Source organism: Frateuria sp. GZRe14, assembly GCF_051900395.1.
Taxonomy (GTDB): domain Bacteria; phylum Pseudomonadota; class Gammaproteobacteria; order Xanthomonadales; family Rhodanobacteraceae; genus Frateuria_A; species Frateuria_A edaphi.
The window spans coordinates 1-15,409 of record NZ_JBHZGJ010000002.1 but is presented as its reverse complement, the minus strand read 5'-3'; the positions used below and the strand labels follow the sequence as shown (position 1 = coordinate 15,409).

The following is a 15,409-nucleotide window of genomic DNA, read 5'->3' as shown; positions in this document are numbered from 1 at the left end:
CCCCATGCTCAAGTGCTTCAAAGCCTACGACATCCGCGGCCGCGTGCCCGATGAGTTGAACGACGAGATCGCCTACCGCATCGGCCGCGCGTTCGCGCAGATCCTCGGGCCGCGCGAGGTCGTGGTCGGTCGCGATGTGCGGCTGGACAGCCCGGCGTTGGCCGCTGCCGTGGCGCGCGGACTCAACGACTCCGGTGCTTCGGTGATCGACATCGGCCTGTGCGGTACCGAGGAGGTCTATTTCCAGACGGCACATCGCGGCGTGGGCGGCGGCATCATGGTGACCGCCAGCCACAACCCGATGGACTTCAACGGGATGAAACTGGTGCGCGACGGCTCGCGTCCGGTCAGCGGCGACACCGGGCTGCGCGATATCGAGGCGCTGACTGAGTCGGGCGGGTTTGTCCCGGCGGCTACTATCGGTTCGTTACGGGTGGAGGCGGACAAGTCTGCGTTTATCGAGCACCTGCTCGGCTACGTCGATCGCAGCGCTCTGCGACCGCTGAGGATTGTGGTCAACGCCGGCAATGGCGGGGCAGGCGTGGTAATCGACAAGCTGGCGCCGCACCTGCCGTTCGAATTCATCCGCATCCATCACGAACCGGACGGTCGTTTTCCGCACGGCATTCCGAATCCGCTGCTGCCGGAGAATCGCGCCGCCACGGCCGAGGCAGTGCGGAGTAGCCGCGCGGATTTCGGGATCGCCTGGGACGGCGACTTCGACCGCTGCTTTTTCTTCGACGCCCAAGGTGAGTTCATCGAGGGCTACTACCTGGTCGGCCTCCTGGCCGCGCAGATGCTGGAGAAGCACCCCGGCGGCAAGATCGTGCATGACCCGCGCCTGACCTGGAACACCATTGATATGGTCAAGGCGGCCGGTGGCGTGGCCATCATGAGCAAAACCGGTCACGCATTCATCAAAGAGCGGATGCGGACGGAGGATGCGCTCTACGGTGGCGAGATGAGTGCGCATCACTATTTTCGCGATTTTGCGTATTGCGACTCGGGCATGATCCCGTGGCTGTTGATTGCCGAGCGCATGAGCCGCATGCGGATGCCGCTGGCGCAGATGGTCGAGCAGCGCATTGCCGCGTACCCCTGCAGCGGCGAGATCAATTTCAAGGTGGTCGACGCAGCGGCCGTGGTCGGCCGGCTGCAGGATCGCTATGCCACGATGCCGTCAGCAGTGGTGGACCACACCGACGGGCTCAGTGTGGACTTTGCGGACTGGCGTTTCAATGTCCGCTCGTCCAACACTGAGCCGTTGCTGCGATTGAACGTCGAGGCGCGAGGGAGCATCGCGCTGATGCATGAAAAAACCGGCGAATTGCGTCGCTTGATCGAAGGCTGACCCGACGGCGCATGGGCGATTCATCGCCCTTGCGTCGCGATCAGGCGCGACCGTAGACGTCTTCGAAACGCACGATGTCATCTTCGCCCAGATAGCTTCCGGACTGGACCTCGATCAGTTCGAGCGACACCTTGCCTACGTTGCGCAACCGATGCACGCTGCCCAGCGGAAGATAGGTGCTCTGGTTCTCGCTGAGCAAGAACACTTCCTCGTTGCGCGTCACTTCCGCGGTGCCCGATACGACGATCCAGTGCTCGGCACGGTGGTGGTGCTTCTGTAGGCTGAGCGCCGCGCCGGGCTTCACCACGATGCGCTTGACCTGGAACCGGTCGCCCATGTCGATGGAGTCGTAACTGCCCCACGGTCGGTAGACCTTGCGATGGAAGAGATGCTCGGGCCGATTGGCGGCCTTGAGCTTGTCAACCAGCTTCTTCACGTCCTGCGAACGTCCACGCGACGCGACCAGGGTGGCGTCAGGGGTATCGACCACCACCAGGTCATCGACGCCGATCGTCGCGATCAAGCGCCGGTCCCCCGAGCGGACAAGGCAATTATGGCTGTCGATGGTGATCACATCGCCTTCGAGGCGGTTGCCATCGGCATCCTTCTCGGCAGCCATCCACAAGGCGGCCCACGAGCCAATGTCGCTCCAGCCGCAGCTGACGGGAACCACGGCGGCACGATCGGTCCGCTCCATCACCGCGTAGTCGATCGAGTCCTCGGGGCTCGCGGTGAAGGTCGACTTGTCGATGCGCACGAAATCCAGGTCGGCGGAGGCGGTCTCGAATGAGGTGCGCACGGCCGCGGCGATGTCCGGCGCATGGCGTTCGAGCTCCTCCATGTACCGCTTTGCCCGGAACATGAACATGCCGGAGTTCCAGTCGTAGCCGCCATCATCGAGATAGGACTGGGCCGTGGCGGCGTCCGGCTTCTCCACGAACCGGTCAACGCGGAAGGCACCGGGAATGGCCTCCCCTCGGCGGATGTAGCCGAACCCCGTCTCGGGGCCGTCCGGCCGGATGCCGAATGTCACCAGCCAGCCCTCCCGGGCGACGGGCAGCGCACTGGCCACCGCCTGCTGGAAGTTCTGCTCGTCGCCGATGAGGTGATCGGCCGGCAGGACCAGGATCACCGCGTCGGGGTCGCGTGCCATCGCCTGCAGCGCCGCCAGGGCGATCGCCGGGGCGGTATTGCGCGGCAGCGGCTCGAGCATGATCGAGGCGCCTTCGACATTCAGCTCAAGCAGCTGCTCGGCGACCAGAAACCGGTGGTCCTCGCTGCACACGACGATGGGTGCGGCAGCATGGGCAAGCCCATGCGTGCGCGCGACGGTCTGCTGGAACAGGCTGCTGTCGCCGGCCAACGGCAGGAACTGCTTCGGCAGGTTCTTGCGCGACAGCGGCCAGAGCCGGGTGCCGCTGCCGCCGCTGAGAATGACGGGGATCAACATATAGAACTCCTTTCAATACCGGTTCGCCGGTCTAATGTCCACTATTGTCCGAGAGCGCGCACCGAGGCGCCAGCTATGCCTGCACGAATTCTGCAACGGGCGAGGTGGCCAACCGCCTGAATGTCCTGTGCAAAGGCCTCGATGGGGCGACAGTCCGTCGCCGCCCGTCACTTCTGGCGATGCTCCAGGCGCTGCACGCGAAGATGGATGCGCTCGAGCAGCTTCCGGTTTGTGGCGATGAGGTCGCCGATCACGCCCATCATGAAGAACAGTACGCCCACGATCAGGCTCAGCGCGCACAGGATCACCGACTGCACGTGACCGCCGCCGCTGCCGTCGAAGAAGTACCAGAGGTAGCGCACGCCGGCGGCCACGCCCACGAGCGTGAAGACAAAGCCGAAGAAGGCGAAGAACTTGAGCGGCTTGTAGATCACGAAAACCCGCAGGATCGTGACCAGTGAACGCTGCACGTAGCTGGAAATGCTCTTGACCAGCCGCGACGGCCGCAGGTCACCATTCGTCCGGACAGGCACGGATACGATGCGCAGGTTGCTTTGGCCGGCCTGGATGATGGTTTCGAGCGTGTAGGTATAGGCGTTGAAAACATTCAGCTGCATGGCCGCTTCACGCGAAATGGCGCGGAAGCCGCTCGGGGCATCGGCCACGTCCGTCTTGCTGGCCACGCGCACGGCCCAGCTACCCAGGCGCTGAAGCTTCTTCTTGATCCAGGAGAAATGCTCGGTCTCGTCGATGGGGCGGGCACCGATGACGATGTCGGCCTCGTGGGCGAGCACCGGCGCGGTCAGCTTGGGGATATCGGCGCCGCAGTACTGATTATCCGCATCGGTGTTGACGATGACGTCCGCACCCAGTCTCAAACAGGCATCCAGCCCCGACATGAACGCCACGGCAAGGCCCCGGTTTACCGGGTGGCGCACAACATGGTGTACGCCGTTCTGGCGGGCGACCTCGGCAGTGTTGTCCGTCGAGCCATCATCGATGATCAACCACTCGACGGTATCAAATCCATCAACCGCGAGCGGGAGCTCAGCGAGCGCGATGGCAAGAGTCTCCGACTCGTTCAGGCACGGGATCTGAATGATGAGCTTCATGGTTTTCCTTGGAAGCAGGGTTGGCAGCGGCCATCCCCAAAAAGATTGGACAGTTTCGTGAATCCTGCAGCGCCCCTGGCGATACGCACCTCGTGACCCTGCTGCGCCCTGCCAGCGGATCAGTCTGGGTCAGCGTGCCCGGCGAGGGCGGGTCGAGTGGTGTAGCGCGCCATCAGCAAACCGATGGCGAACGCGGCAATGTCCGCGCACACGGAGCAGAAACGCAGCAACACTGCGGCGAGTAGAGCTGCTGGTTCGCCAACGGAACCGGCCAGCAAGCGCACAAGGATGAATTCTCTTACTCCCAACCCAGATGGAGCCCCCGGCGTTACGAAGCCGGCCAGCCAAGAGGTCGTGTAGGCCAGCAGAGCAAGGCTAACTGGCACATTCCGTGAGTGTTGCGCACCCAGCAGCATCCAAAGTGAAAGCCCTCCCACCACCAGTGCCGCAGCGTAACAAAGCGAGGCCAGTGCGACCGTGCGCAAGGATGGGAGAGTGATTTGCAACCAGCGTTTGGCGCATATGAAAACGACGATAAGTCCTATCAGGGTGACCGCCACGCCTACCCAGACGGCATGGGGCGCCTCTAGAGGGCCGGACAGCCAGGGAGGCGCGAGTAAGGCCAACTGTGGAAGCGCGGCGGAGCTGAGCAGGGCGGCGGCAGCAAGAGATAGCAGCAGTTCAATCGTCATCAGGGCTGACCCGCTCACGACACTGACGCCGAGATGTTTGCGGGTGAGCATCACCCGTCCCACGAGGTGACCAATGTTTCCTGGCAGATACCGGGCCGCTTGCGAAAGCAGCACGATTTCGGCCGAGGTCGGAAACACCCTCGCTACCTTGTCCGGAAACGTAAGCAACGCCCATCCCACGGAGATGGGCAGGTAGGCCAATAAACACGCCAAACTGGCCAGAGCAAGTATGCTGAACGGAAAATCGTTATGCAGCTGCGCCGCGACTGCCTCTCGCAGCTGGATAAACCGTGAGGCGAGGTACGCGATCAGAATCAGGGATAGTAAGGCTCCAATGAGGTGGAGTAGCCGTTTGGCGTTCTGATTCATGCCTCAGTTCAATTTTCGACAAAGATGGTAAACCTGGTACTGCCAGCTAATCGGCCAGATACCGAGCACAAGAGCCTGCGCGGCACGAAGGGGCCACGTCACCGGGTTTTTCTGGCAGATCCAATTCCACGACAGTACGTGCAAGTCGCGCCACCGCGCGGTAACGCTCAATCCGCTTTCGCGGAACAACTGGTCCCATTCGGCCAGCGAGTAGACGTCCTCGCGCACGGCTGTCTGGAGGGTGCCCCGGAACAGCCCCATGCGCCGGGTCGCAAATCCCGCGTTGGGCACGAGCAGCAAGAATTTCGCGGTCGGCTTGGCGACCCGTTGCATTTCCCCCAGTGCACGGGACTTGTCCGCAAAATGCTCCAGCGATCCCATGCAGGTGATGACATCGAAGCGACCCGACTCGAAGGGCATCTCCTCGGCGGCAGCAACGTGGAATTCCCCTTGGACAACGGTCTGCTTACAGTAGTCAATGGCACGGTCGGCAATATCCACGCCCGCGATCTGTGCGCCGCGCTCGGCGAGAAGCTTCAGCCACTTACCTCCGCCGCAGGCTACGTCCAGCACTTGCGCGCCATCCAGGGAGCCGAGTCTTTTGGCAACCACCTTGTCGTGCCAGCTGGTGTTCTTTAGGGCGAATTCCCTGCCGTAGTACTTGTCGTTATAGAAATCTATCGCCCTTTCATAGTCTTTCAAGGTGGACATGCGCACCTCCTCATGAGGTCGAGGCAAAGCATTTCAGGATGTCGTTACCCAATCTCTCGCGCGAGTAGTATGCGCGTGTCTTTTCCCTCGCGGTTGCCCGGCGCTGTTGTTGTTTGTTCGCTGGCTCGTCCAGCAACGCCGTCAATGCAATCTGCCAGGCGACGGCATCGGCCGGTTCGACCAAAATGCCGGTGGCGCCATTCAGAACGGCATCCTCGATCCCATGGAGACGGGACGCGACGAGCAGCCCTCCCAAGGAGGATGCCTCGATGGCCACCAGGCCAAATCCCTCGACGTCATGTCCGGTGGCGCTTAAGGCAATGTTGGGCATGACCACAATGTCGGCTTGGCGGATCATGGCGGCCAGTACGTTTGAAGGTTGCGGGCCGAGGTAACACGTCCTAGCGCAGGTTCGCAGGATCTCGAATGACGCGGCGTCGTAGCTCGCACCAGCTACGAAAAACTCTACATCGGAGAGCTTTGGCAGCACGTTGACTGCAAACCATGCCGCTCCCTTGCGAGGCACCAGTCGGCCAAACTGGAGAATTCGGCGAGATCCACAGTTCAAGAACGCACTGGGAATGAGCGTGTCGGCAGCGCCGCTATCCTCGGTCAAAGCCGTGTGCGGAAGTGACGGATTGATGACGTGAACACGCTTGAGCCCCGCCTCAGCCGCAAGTTTCGCCGTGTAGCCGGATATGGCCACGATACCGTCGAAGGCGCCCTGTGCCTTGCGAAATAACCAGAAATAGGCGCCATAGAGGCTGGGTAGTAGCCCCTTTCGCTTGAAATAAACCAAGTCGAGTCCGTACACCACGACGAGACGCTTCTGCCGAGGAGCCTTTAGCCGGCAGCAAAGTGCCGCCGGGAACAGAACCAGGTCACCCAGTACGACATGGCTGAAGCGGTTAGCGTGCAGCAAGCAGTAGATGGTGGTCTTGAGGAGAAAAAAGGCGTAAGCGATGAGCCCTGGCGGTCGCCCGTTTGCCTTTCCGGGCAATACCTTGCGGGTGATCTCGAAGTGCGGCTGCAGGCTTGCGTCCAGCTCGACGGAATAGGTCTCCATCCCCCCAATAGCTGGCGGCCACTTGCGTGAGATAAGCAGCAATCGAGGTTTCATGTGTGTGTTCCGTGCGGTAGCGTTCGTCTTCCCTGTCATCGCGCGCTAGCCCAGCGCCTGCTCCAACTCCGGCAGCAGCTTGAACAGATCTCCCACCAGCCCTATGTCGGCGATTTCGAAGATCGGCGCCTCTGCATCTTTGTTGATGGCCACGATGGTGCCGGCGTCCTTAATGCCGGTGAGGTGCTGGATGGCGCCGGAGATGCCGATCGCCATGTACAGCTCGGGGGCGATGATCTTGCCGGTCTGGCCGACTTGCAGTTCGTTCGGCACGTACCCGGCGTCGACGGCGGCGCGCGAGGCGCCGACGGCCGCGCCGATCTTGTCCGCAAATCTGTAGATGATCTCGAAGTTCTCCTTCGAGCCGACGCCGCGGCCGCCGGAAACCACCTTGCGCGCACTCTGCAGGTCCGGCCGATCGCTCTTGCCCTGCTGCAGTTCGACGAAGCGGGTGTGCGTGGGCAGGGCCGCGTCGATGGCCAGTGCCTCGATCGGTGCGCTGTTGGCGCCGCTGGCGGCGGCCGACCAGGAGGCGGTACGGATGGTGGCGACGACGACATGCGCGGCATCGGCTTCCACCGTGACGATCGCGTTGCCGGCGTAGATGGGGCGCTTGAAGGTATGGCTGTCTTCCACGGACATCACGTCACTGACCTGGGCGACGCCCAGGAGCGCGGCGATGCGCGGGGCGACGTCCTTGCCGAAGGTGGTGGAAGGCGCGAACACGTGGCTGTAGCCGGCGGCCGCCTCGGCGATCTGCGGCGCCAGCACGGCGGCCAGCGGATGCGCGTTCTCCGGTCGGGCGATGGTGAGGACGCGGCTCACGCCCTCGATCTTCGACGCTTCGGCAGCGATGGCGTCGACGCCGTCGGCGAGCACGAGCACGTCGATGGCGCCGGGTTTGACGGCCGCCGCGGCACTGACCGCGCGGGCGGTGGAGGAGTTGAGTTTGCCGCCGAGGTGTTCGGCGATGACGAGGATCTTGCTCATGGGTTTCTCCGGAGCTGCTTCCCTTGCGGGAGCCCGCTTGCGGGCGATGCCTTTGTTCGTGCGGAAGAAAGAGCATCGCCCGCAAGCGGGCTCCTGCAAGTGATGCGGGAAGGGGTTACAGCAGACCTTTCTGTTTCAGGGCGGCGACCAGTCCGGCGGCGTCGCTCACCATCACGCCCTTGCTGCGCTTGGCCGGCGCGGCGTAGTGGATGGTCTTGAGATGGTCGTTCGTCTGCACGCCGAGCGAGCCGAACTCGATCGTCTCGATCGGCTTGGATTTAGCCTTCATGATGTCGGGCAGCTTGATGAAGCGTGGCTCGTTCAGGCGCAGGTCGGTGGTGATCACGGCGGGCAGCTCAGCTTCGATCACTTCGAGGCCGGCATCCACTTCGCGGGTGACCGTGGCCTTGCCGTCGGCGATCTCGACCTTGCCGGCAAAGGTCGCCTGCGGGCGGTCCCACAGCGCAGCCAGCATCTGGCCGGTCTGGTTGGCGTCGTCATCGATGGCCTGCTTGCCCAGGATCACCAGGGCCGGCTGCTCCTTCTCGACCAGCTTGAGGAATATGCGCGCAGCGGTAAGCGGCTGCACGGCCTCGGCAGTGGTCACGTGGATGGCGCGGTTGGCGCCCATCGCCAGGCCATTGCGCAGGTGCGCCGTGAGGTCGGCCGGCCCGATACTCACAATTACCACTTCCTCGGCTACGCCCTTCTCGCGCAAGCGCAGAGCTTCTTCCAGGGCGATGTCGTCGAAGGGGTTGGCGGAGAACTTCACGCCATCGGTCACCACGCCAGTGCCGTCGGGCTTGACCTGAATGCGGACGTTGTAGTCCACGACGCGCTTGTAGCCGACCAGAATCTTCATTCCGTTTTCCTCGGAAGCTTGGGTGTCTGCTGACAGACAGGGAGAAGGCGATACCCTCCAGTTTAGCCGTTGAGCCGCCGGTCGTCTTCCGGGGCGCGAAGAGACCGCCTGACGATGTGGCCACATGCGTAGAATGGTGCGGTTGAGTGCCGCTGTGTGTGGTGCTCTGCCACAGAGGGACGATCGAGCTATAGCCTGGTCGTTCCGCGCCGACGGCGCGCTGACAAATGGATAGCTGGATGTACAACGAAGCGTCAGCGGTGTGTGCGATCGTGGTGACCTATCACCCGGATCTCGCGTTGTTGGGCAAGCTGGTGGACATCGTCTCCGCACAGTCGGCGCAGGTGGTAGTGGTAGACAACAGTGGCCCCAACCCCGTGGTTGCTAGCGCCCTTCCGGCGAGCGCGGTGTTCATTCCCGGGGAGCGCAATATCGGTCTTGCTGCCGCCCAGAACCGCGGAATCGCGTGGGCGCGGGAACATGGATACGACCACATCCTGCTTCTGGACCAGGACAGCACTCCTGCACCCGGCATGGTTGGCCGCCTGGTCGAAGGATTGGCCCGCCTGCGGGCCGAGCACCAAGTGGCTGCGGTTGGGCCTCGCTTCCATGATCTTCGTGAGAGCCGGTTTGCGCCTTTTGTGCGGATACGGTTTCCGGTCAATCAACGGTTGTGGTGCGATGGGGAACAAGCCGTAAGGTGCGATTTTCTGATCGCCTCGGGCATGCTCATCCCAATGGAAGTGCTCGATACGATCGGCCCGATGGATGAGGGGCTGTTCATCGACAATGTCGACCTTGAGTGGGGCTTTCGTGCGCAGGCAAAGGGCTACGCCCTTTACGGCCTATGCGGTGCCACCATGCATCATCGGCTGGGCGATGCGCGCAAGCCATTGCCACTGCGGCTGGGCTCGGTGGTCGTCCATGGCCCCCAGCGCCTCTATTTCATCATGCGCAACCGGGTGCTTTTGTATCGCATGCGGCATGTTCCGCGGATATGGGTTGCCCAGGATCTGCCAAGACTGTTCGCAAAGCTGTTCCTGTTCGGCGTTCTGATCGGACCGCGACCGGCACATTGGCGCTACATGCTGCGTGGACTCTGGGACGGTGTGCGGGGACGCAGCGGTCCCTGCCCGGCGGACGAGGCGTGAAGGCGAAAAGGCCGGTGCCACGTCGCACGGACTTGAGACTTGAAGCTTGCCCCATCGGCTAGGGCGCTTGGGAACCTGCGCTGTAGCAAGACACGTCAAAGATTCTGGTAGTTCGGACCCGAACCGCCCTCGGGGGTAACCCAGGTGATGATCTCGTACGGATCCTTGATGTCGCAGGTCTTGCAGTGCACGCAGTTGGCGGCGTTGATCTGCAGTCGCTTGGACTGGCTGCCATCGGGCATGACGTCTTCCACGATCTCGTACACGTTCGCCGGGCAGAAGCGGGTGCAGGGGTTGTCGTACTCGACGCTGCAGCGTTCGATGCAGATGTTGGTATCGGCCACGTGCAGGTGAATCGGCTGGTCCTCGTCGTGCTCGGTGGCGGCGAAGTAGACGCCGGCCAGGCGATCGCGCGGGGCCAGGTCGCGCGTCACGTAGTCGCGCTTGGGTTCCTCGTACTCGCCAACCTTTTCCAGCGAGCTCCAGTCTGGCTTGTTCTTCAGCGTCCACGGCGAGGCGCCGCGGGTGACCGTTTCCCAGGCGGCGTTCGCCATGCCGAACCACAGGCCCTTCTTGAAGCCGGGCTTGATGTTGCGCACTTGCTTCAATTCCGCCATCGCCGGCGAGGCCCGCAGGGCGGCGTCGAAGCCGGCGGCGTTCAGGCCGTTGGCGGCCAGGTGTTCGGCGGCGAGCATGCCGCTGCGGATCGCCTGGTGGGTGCCCTTGATCTTGGGCACGTTGAGCAGGCCGGCGGTGTCGCCGATCAGGATCGCACCCGGCATCTCGACTTTCGGCAGCGACTGGTAGCCGCCGGTGACGATGGCGCGCGCGCCGGCCGACAGGATGTTGCCGCCCTCGAGCAACGGTTTGACGTGCGGGTGGTTCTTCCACTGCTGGAAGGCTTCCCACGGCTTGTATTCGGGGTCGCGGTAATCCAGTCCGCTGACGTAGCCCAGGGCGACGCGGTCGCCGTCCAGGTGATAGAGGAAACTGCCGCCGTAGGTGTCGTTGTCGGCAGGCCAGCCGAAGCTGTGCACGATCTTGCCGGGCGTGACGCGGCCGGCGGGCACCTGCCAGAGTTCCTTGATGCCGATCGAATAACCCTGCGGGTCGCTGTCCTTGTCCAGCGCGAAGCGCTTGATCAGTTGCTTGGTCAGGCTGCCGCGCGCGCCTTCGGCCAGCACGGTGACCTTGGCCCTGATGTCGATGCCCTGGGTATAGCCGCTCTTGTGGGTTCCGTCCTTGGCCACACCCATGTCGCCGATGCGCACGCCCGCGACCGAGCCGTCCTCGTTGTAGACGTTGTCGGCGGCGGCGAAGCCGGGGAACACGTCCACGCCCAGCGCCTCGGCCTGTGGCGCCAGCCAGGCGCACATAGCGCCCAGCGACACGATGAAGTTGCCGTGGTTGTTCATCCCCGGCGGCACCGGCAGCTTGCGGCCGCCGGTCTTGGTCAGCAGCCAGAATTCGTCTTCGCCGGCCGGCACGCAGATCGGCGGCGGGTTGTCGCGCCAGCCGGGCAGCAGCGCGTCCAGCGGGGCCGGCTCGATCACCGCGCCGGACAGGATCTGCGCGCCAATGGTGGACGCCTTCTCGATCACGCAGACAGTGGTGTCCGGCTGCAGCAGCTTCAGGCGGATCGCGAACGACAGCCCGGCCGGGCCGGCGCCGACCACGACCACGTCGTATTCCATCGTTTCGCGTTCGCTCATGGCGGACTCCGTGCGGCGTACATATAAGGAAAGAGAGGCATTGTCCGGTTTCGCGGCCCCGGCGGCAAACCGGACTCTTCACTAAAGGTCGCTTGCAATCGCTTTGCGGCCCATGGCGATAATCGGGAATCCACCCTGAAGGACGAGGCATGAATTCGACCCCGCCGATCGCCGACATCGACCTGCGCCGAGCCAGCGTGTGCCAGCTACTGCACTGGCTGGCGGTTGGGCGCGTGCAGCCCCAGGCACTGGCCGACGTCTACCAGACGGCCATCGAGCGGATCAATCCCGAACTCAATGCCTATGTCGACCTGCGCCCGGGCCTGTTGCAGGAGCAGGCGCGCACCGCGACCCATCGCCGCCGCGACGGTGTGCTGGGTCGGCTTGACGGCATCCCGATCGCGCTGAAGGACAATTTCGACATGGCCGGCTGGCCCACCCGCGCCGGCTTGCCCGGGCGCGAGCAGCCCGTGCAGGACGATGCCCACGTGGTCGCACGCCTGCGCGCTTCCGGTGCGGTGCTGGTGGGCAAGACCAACATGGACGAGGCGGCGCTGGGCGCGGCCACCGATAACCCGCATTACGGTCCGACCCAGAATCCGTACAAGCCCGGTTACAGCGCCGGCGGCTCCTCCGGCGGCGCGGCCGCGGCGGTGGCGGCCGGGCTCGCGGCGGCGGCGGTCGGTTCGGACAGCCTGGGCTCCATCCGCATCCCCGCCAGCTACTGCGGCGTATACGCCCTCAAGCCGACGCACGGCGAGATTTCCGCCCGCGGCATGTTGCCGGCGGCGCGGCGGCTCGACGCCGTGGGCCTGCTCGCGCGCAGCGCCAACGACCTGACCGTGCTGCTGCAGGTGCTCGCCGGCTACGACGCCGACGACGCGCGTTCGCGCCGCCGACGCGTGGCGTTCTCGCCGCCGGACTGGGAGCCGGGCAACCTGCGCGCTGGCCTGCTGCCGGACCTGGCGGCGATCGGCGTCGAACCGGACGTGATCGAGGTGTTCGAGGCAGCACTGGCCCGCCTGCCGCGCGAGCTCGGCGAGCGGCGCACGGTGGACTTCTCCGATTGGAACTTCGCGCGCACGCGCCGCGCCGGCCTGCTGCTGATGGAAGCGGAGATGCTCGGCACCTTCGCCGAGGATCTGGCCGACACGGCACGCCCAGTTTCGCCACGGCTGCGCGAGATGCTCGGTTACGCCGCGCGCAAGAGCGCGGCCGACTACGCCATCGCCGACCGCGTGCTCGACGCGGCCACGCTCAAGATGCGTCGTCTGTTCGCGCAGATCGACGTGCTGGTGTTGCCGACCACGCCGCAGGGAGCGTTTCCGCTGGATGGCCCCGCGCCCGACTCGGCGGCCGACCTGACCAGCTTCGCCAGCCTCGCCGGCTGCCCGGCGGTGAGCATCCCGATGGGCGCGCTGCCTGATGGTCGTCCGATCGGCCTGCAGTTCGTCGGTGCGCGCGGTTCGGACCTGCGCCTGCTGGAGCTGGCCGCGGTGTGCTCCTCGACGCTGGACGCCGAGCCGACCTACCCGGCGATCGCCTGAGCGCGTGGGCTGGCAGCCGCTCGCGCTTGCCGGCGCGGACCTCGCGCTGTGGACGCACTGGTTGGCACCGGCCGAGGCTGATGCGCTGCTTGAGGAGCTCCGCGACACGATTGCCTGGGAGACTCACGTCATCCGCATGTTCGGTCGCGAGGTCGCCTCGCCGCGGTTGAGTTGCTGGATCGGCGACCCCGGCGCGAGCTACGTCTATTCGCGCACGCGCTTCGAGCCACGTCCGTGGCCGCCCGCCCTGGCGACGCTGCGCCCGCGCCTGGAGCAGGCCTGCGGCGGCACGTTCAACAGCGTGCTGGCCAATCTCTATCGAGACGGCCGCGACGCCATGGGCTGGCACAGCGATGACGAGCCGGAGCTGGGACCGGCGCCAGTGATCGCTTCGCTCAGCCTCGGTGCATCGCGCCGCTTCCTCTTTCGACGCAAATCGCCGCGTAGTTCGGCTGCGTTGGAACTGGAGCTGCCGCACGGCAGCCTGCTGCGCATGGCCGGCGCGACCCAGCGCCTCTATCAGCACGCCCTGCCGCGCGCCGCGCGCGTCCTTACGCCACGCATCAATCTGACCTTTCGCCGGATCCCATAGGAGCGCGCCCACGCAACCTTGGGTCGTGACGGTTGCACGGATGCGCTTCGGCGGAGAGCTACGCGCAGCTTGGCTTGCGTCCGGCCCCCAGCGATAATCCACCTTTCCCCAAGGCGTCCGTCCGATGACCGAAAAGACCGTACTCAACGACACCCACCGCGCGTCGGGCGCCCGCATGGTGGACTTCGGCGGTTGGGACATGCCGATCAACTACGGCTCGCAGATCGAGGAGCACCACGCGGTGCGCCGCGACGCCGGCATGTTCGACGTTTCGCACATGACCGTGGTCGACCTGCACGGTCCGCGCACGCGCGAGTTCCTGCGCCATCTGCTGGCCAACAGCGTCGACAAGCTCAAGGTGCAGGGCAAGGCGCTGTACTCGTGCATGCTCAACGAGCAGGGTGGGGTGATCGACGACCTGATCGTGTACTTCTTCGATGAGGCGCATTTCCGCTTGGTGGTGAACGCCGCCACGCGCGCCAAGGACCTGGCCTGGATCGAACAGCAGGCCAGGGCGTTCGGCGTGGAAGTGAAGGAGCGCCCCGACTTCGCGATGATCGCGGTGCAGGGCCCCAACGCCCGTGCCAGGGTGATTGGTCTGCTGCATGAGGTCGATCGCCCGCGCATCGAGAAGCTCGGCCGCTTCGCCGCCGCCGCCGCGCAGGGCCCGCATGGCATGCCGCTGTTCATCGCGCGCACCGGCTACACGGGCGAAGACGGCTTCGAAATCATCGTGCCCGGCGAGCAGGCGGCCGCCCTGTGGCAGGCGCTGGCCGACGCCGGTGTCAAGCCGGCTGGCCTGGGCGCGCGCGACACGTTGCGCCTGGAAGCAGGCATGAACCTTTACGGCCAGGACATGGACGAGACGGTGTCGCCGTGGGAGGCGAACCTGGGTTGGACCATCGTGCTGGACGAGGGGCGCGACTTCATCGGCCGCACGGCGCTCGAGGCGCAGAAAGATGCTGGTGTGCCGCGTGTGATGGTCGGCCTGGTGCTCGACGAAAAAGGCGTGCTGCGCCACGGCCAGAAGGTGCTCACTGCCAACGGCGAGGGCGAGGTCCTGTCCGGCAGCTTTGCGCCCACGCTCGACAAGGCGGTGGCGTTCGCGCGCATCCCGGCCGGCGAGCCGGGCGAGGTGCGGGTGGACATCCGTGGCCGCGAGGTGCCGGTGCGCGTGGTGAAGTATCCGTTCGTGCGCGATGGCAAGCCTTGCGAAGGCATCTGATCCAGGCCCGCAACCCTTTATAGAGTTTCCTCCGGAGCGGCTAGAATCGCCGCTCCAATCCCACGACAACGACTGGACCCGACCATGAGCGAGATTCCCGGCGACCTGAAGTTCCTCAAATCCCACGAGTGGGCCCGCGTCGAAGACAACGGCGTGGTGCGCGTGGGCATCTCCGACCACGCGCAGGGCCAGTTGGGCGACCTGGTGTACGTGGAGTTGCCGGAGATCGGCGCCAGCGTGCAGGCCGGCACCGGCGTGGCCGTGGTCGAGTCGGTGAAGGCCGCGTCGGACATCTATTCGCCGGTGTCCGGCGAGATCGTCGAGGTCAACGAGCTGCTCAACGACAAGCCCGAGACGATCAACGAAGACGCCTTCGGCGACGGTTGGATTTTCGCCGTGCGCATCAGCGATCGCGCCGAGCTGGACGAACTGCTCGATGCCGACGCGTACGCCGAGCAGATCGAGAACGAAGACCACTGACGGTCCATCGTCGTGGGCCGCCCGCGGGGGCGCCCCAGCGGCGCG

The 15,409-nt window shown here is 64.8% G+C and carries 14 protein-coding genes; 6 read left to right on the top strand and 8 right to left on the bottom strand.

Annotated elements, in window-relative coordinates; translation table 11 throughout:
* Positions 1 to 4 precede the first annotated feature (4 nt).
* Positions 5 to 1,351 carry a phosphomannomutase gene (locus ACFWZ1_RS14230; RefSeq protein WP_439666921.1) on the top strand — a complete coding sequence of 449 codons (1,347 nt, stop codon included), beginning with the start codon at positions 5 to 7 and terminating at the stop codon, positions 1,349 to 1,351.
* Between the two features lie 40 nt (positions 1,352 to 1,391).
* Here the strand turns inward: ACFWZ1_RS14230 and ACFWZ1_RS14225 are convergent, their stop codons facing one another.
* From ACFWZ1_RS14225 to ACFWZ1_RS14195, 7 genes are all read right to left on the bottom strand, one after another.
* Complete coding sequence (locus ACFWZ1_RS14225) at positions 1,392 to 2,801, bottom strand: mannose-1-phosphate guanylyltransferase/mannose-6-phosphate isomerase (RefSeq protein ID WP_439666920.1); 1,410 nt, start codon at positions 2,799 to 2,801, stop codon at positions 1,392 to 1,394.
* Between the two features lie 167 nt (positions 2,802 to 2,968).
* A complete protein-coding gene (locus tag ACFWZ1_RS14220) occupies positions 2,969 to 3,913 on the bottom strand; it encodes a glycosyltransferase family 2 protein (protein WP_439666919.1) in 945 nt (314 codons plus the stop codon).
* A 119-nt stretch (positions 3,914 to 4,032) separates the two neighbouring features.
* Positions 4,033 to 4,974 carry a lysylphosphatidylglycerol synthase domain-containing protein gene (locus ACFWZ1_RS14215; RefSeq protein WP_439666918.1) on the bottom strand — a complete coding sequence of 314 codons (942 nt, stop codon included), beginning with the start codon at positions 4,972 to 4,974 and terminating at the stop codon, positions 4,033 to 4,035.
* A gap of 3 nt (positions 4,975 to 4,977) precedes the next feature.
* Entirely contained in the window at positions 4,978 to 5,685 is a 708-nt protein-coding gene (locus ACFWZ1_RS14210; protein WP_439666917.1) for a class I SAM-dependent methyltransferase, read from the bottom strand.
* Between the two features lie 10 nt (positions 5,686 to 5,695).
* Positions 5,696 to 6,805 (bottom strand): glycosyltransferase family 4 protein, encoded by a 1,110-nt coding sequence (locus ACFWZ1_RS14205; protein ID WP_439666916.1) that lies wholly within the window; start codon positions 6,803 to 6,805, stop codon positions 5,696 to 5,698.
* 45 nt (positions 6,806 to 6,850) lie between these two features.
* Positions 6,851 to 7,795, bottom strand: coding sequence for an electron transfer flavoprotein subunit alpha/FixB family protein (locus ACFWZ1_RS14200; protein ID WP_439666915.1), 945 nt, complete (start codon positions 7,793 to 7,795; stop codon positions 6,851 to 6,853).
* Between the two features lie 115 nt (positions 7,796 to 7,910).
* Positions 7,911 to 8,657, bottom strand: a complete 747-nt coding sequence (locus ACFWZ1_RS14195) for an electron transfer flavoprotein subunit beta/FixA family protein (RefSeq protein WP_439666914.1) — start codon at positions 8,655 to 8,657, stop codon at positions 7,911 to 7,913.
* Positions 8,658 to 8,896: 239 nt separating this feature from the next.
* Between ACFWZ1_RS14195 and ACFWZ1_RS14190 the strand changes: the two genes are divergently transcribed.
* Positions 8,897 to 9,808 (top strand): glycosyltransferase family 2 protein, encoded by a 912-nt coding sequence (locus tag ACFWZ1_RS14190; RefSeq protein ID WP_439666913.1) that lies wholly within the window; start codon positions 8,897 to 8,899, stop codon positions 9,806 to 9,808.
* Between the two features lie 95 nt (positions 9,809 to 9,903).
* Here the strand turns inward: ACFWZ1_RS14190 and ACFWZ1_RS14185 are convergent, their stop codons facing one another.
* Entirely contained in the window at positions 9,904 to 11,520 is a 1,617-nt protein-coding gene (locus ACFWZ1_RS14185) for a 4Fe-4S dicluster domain-containing protein (protein ID WP_439666912.1), read from the bottom strand.
* Positions 11,521 to 11,669: 149 nt separating this feature from the next.
* Here ACFWZ1_RS14185 and ACFWZ1_RS14180 point away from each other — a divergent pair, with 149 nt between their 5' ends.
* The 4 genes from ACFWZ1_RS14180 to gcvH all read left to right on the top strand — a co-directional run bounded on the left by ACFWZ1_RS14180 (position 11,670) and on the right by gcvH (position 15,364).
* Complete coding sequence (locus ACFWZ1_RS14180) at positions 11,670 to 13,067, top strand: amidase (RefSeq protein WP_439666911.1); 1,398 nt, start codon at positions 11,670 to 11,672, stop codon at positions 13,065 to 13,067.
* Positions 13,068 to 13,071: 4 nt separating this feature from the next.
* The gene (locus tag ACFWZ1_RS14175) at positions 13,072 to 13,659 is read left to right on the top strand and encodes an alpha-ketoglutarate-dependent dioxygenase AlkB family protein (RefSeq protein ID WP_439666910.1); all 588 of its coding nucleotides are present in this window, start codon (positions 13,072 to 13,074) and stop codon (positions 13,657 to 13,659) included.
* 124 nt (positions 13,660 to 13,783) lie between these two features.
* Complete coding sequence (gene gcvT, locus ACFWZ1_RS14170) at positions 13,784 to 14,884, top strand: glycine cleavage system aminomethyltransferase GcvT (protein ID WP_439666909.1); 1,101 nt, start codon at positions 13,784 to 13,786, stop codon at positions 14,882 to 14,884.
* A gap of 84 nt (positions 14,885 to 14,968) precedes the next feature.
* A complete protein-coding gene (gene gcvH / locus ACFWZ1_RS14165) occupies positions 14,969 to 15,364 on the top strand; it encodes a glycine cleavage system protein GcvH (protein WP_231321437.1) in 396 nt (131 codons plus the stop codon).
* Positions 15,365 to 15,409 lie beyond the last annotated feature (45 nt).

Bases quoted from the DNA above. Each gene is read 5' to 3' on its own strand.
- ACFWZ1_RS14220 (WP_439666919.1), bottom strand. From the start codon at position 3,913: ATGAAGCTCATCATTCAGATCCCGTGCCTGAACGAGTCGGAGACTCTT.
- ACFWZ1_RS14210 (WP_439666917.1), bottom strand. From the start codon at position 5,685: ATGTCCACCTTGAAAGACTATGAAAGGGCGATAGATTTCTATAACGAC.
- ACFWZ1_RS14205 (WP_439666916.1), bottom strand. From the start codon at position 6,805: ATGAAACCTCGATTGCTGCTTATCTCACGCAAGTGGCCGCCAGCTATT.
- ACFWZ1_RS14200 (WP_439666915.1), bottom strand. From the start codon at position 7,795: ATGAGCAAGATCCTCGTCATCGCCGAACACCTCGGCGGCAAACTCAAC.
- ACFWZ1_RS14230 (WP_439666921.1), top strand. From the start codon at position 5: ATGCTCAAGTGCTTCAAAGCCTACGACATCCGCGGCCGCGTGCCCGAT.
- ACFWZ1_RS14225 (WP_439666920.1), bottom strand. From the start codon at position 2,801: ATGTTGATCCCCGTCATTCTCAGCGGCGGCAGCGGCACCCGGCTCTGG.
- ACFWZ1_RS14195 (WP_439666914.1), bottom strand. From the start codon at position 8,657: ATGAAGATTCTGGTCGGCTACAAGCGCGTCGTGGACTACAACGTCCGC.
- ACFWZ1_RS14190 (WP_439666913.1), top strand. From the start codon at position 8,897: ATGTACAACGAAGCGTCAGCGGTGTGTGCGATCGTGGTGACCTATCAC.
- ACFWZ1_RS14180 (WP_439666911.1), top strand. From the start codon at position 11,670: ATGAATTCGACCCCGCCGATCGCCGACATCGACCTGCGCCGAGCCAGC.
- gcvT (WP_439666909.1), top strand. From the start codon at position 13,784: ATGACCGAAAAGACCGTACTCAACGACACCCACCGCGCGTCGGGCGCC.
- ACFWZ1_RS14215 (WP_439666918.1), bottom strand. From the start codon at position 4,974: ATGAATCAGAACGCCAAACGGCTACTCCACCTCATTGGAGCCTTACTA.
- gcvH (WP_231321437.1), top strand. From the start codon at position 14,969: ATGAGCGAGATTCCCGGCGACCTGAAGTTCCTCAAATCCCACGAGTGG.
- ACFWZ1_RS14185 (WP_439666912.1), bottom strand. From the start codon at position 11,520: ATGAGCGAACGCGAAACGATGGAATACGACGTGGTCGTGGTCGGCGCC.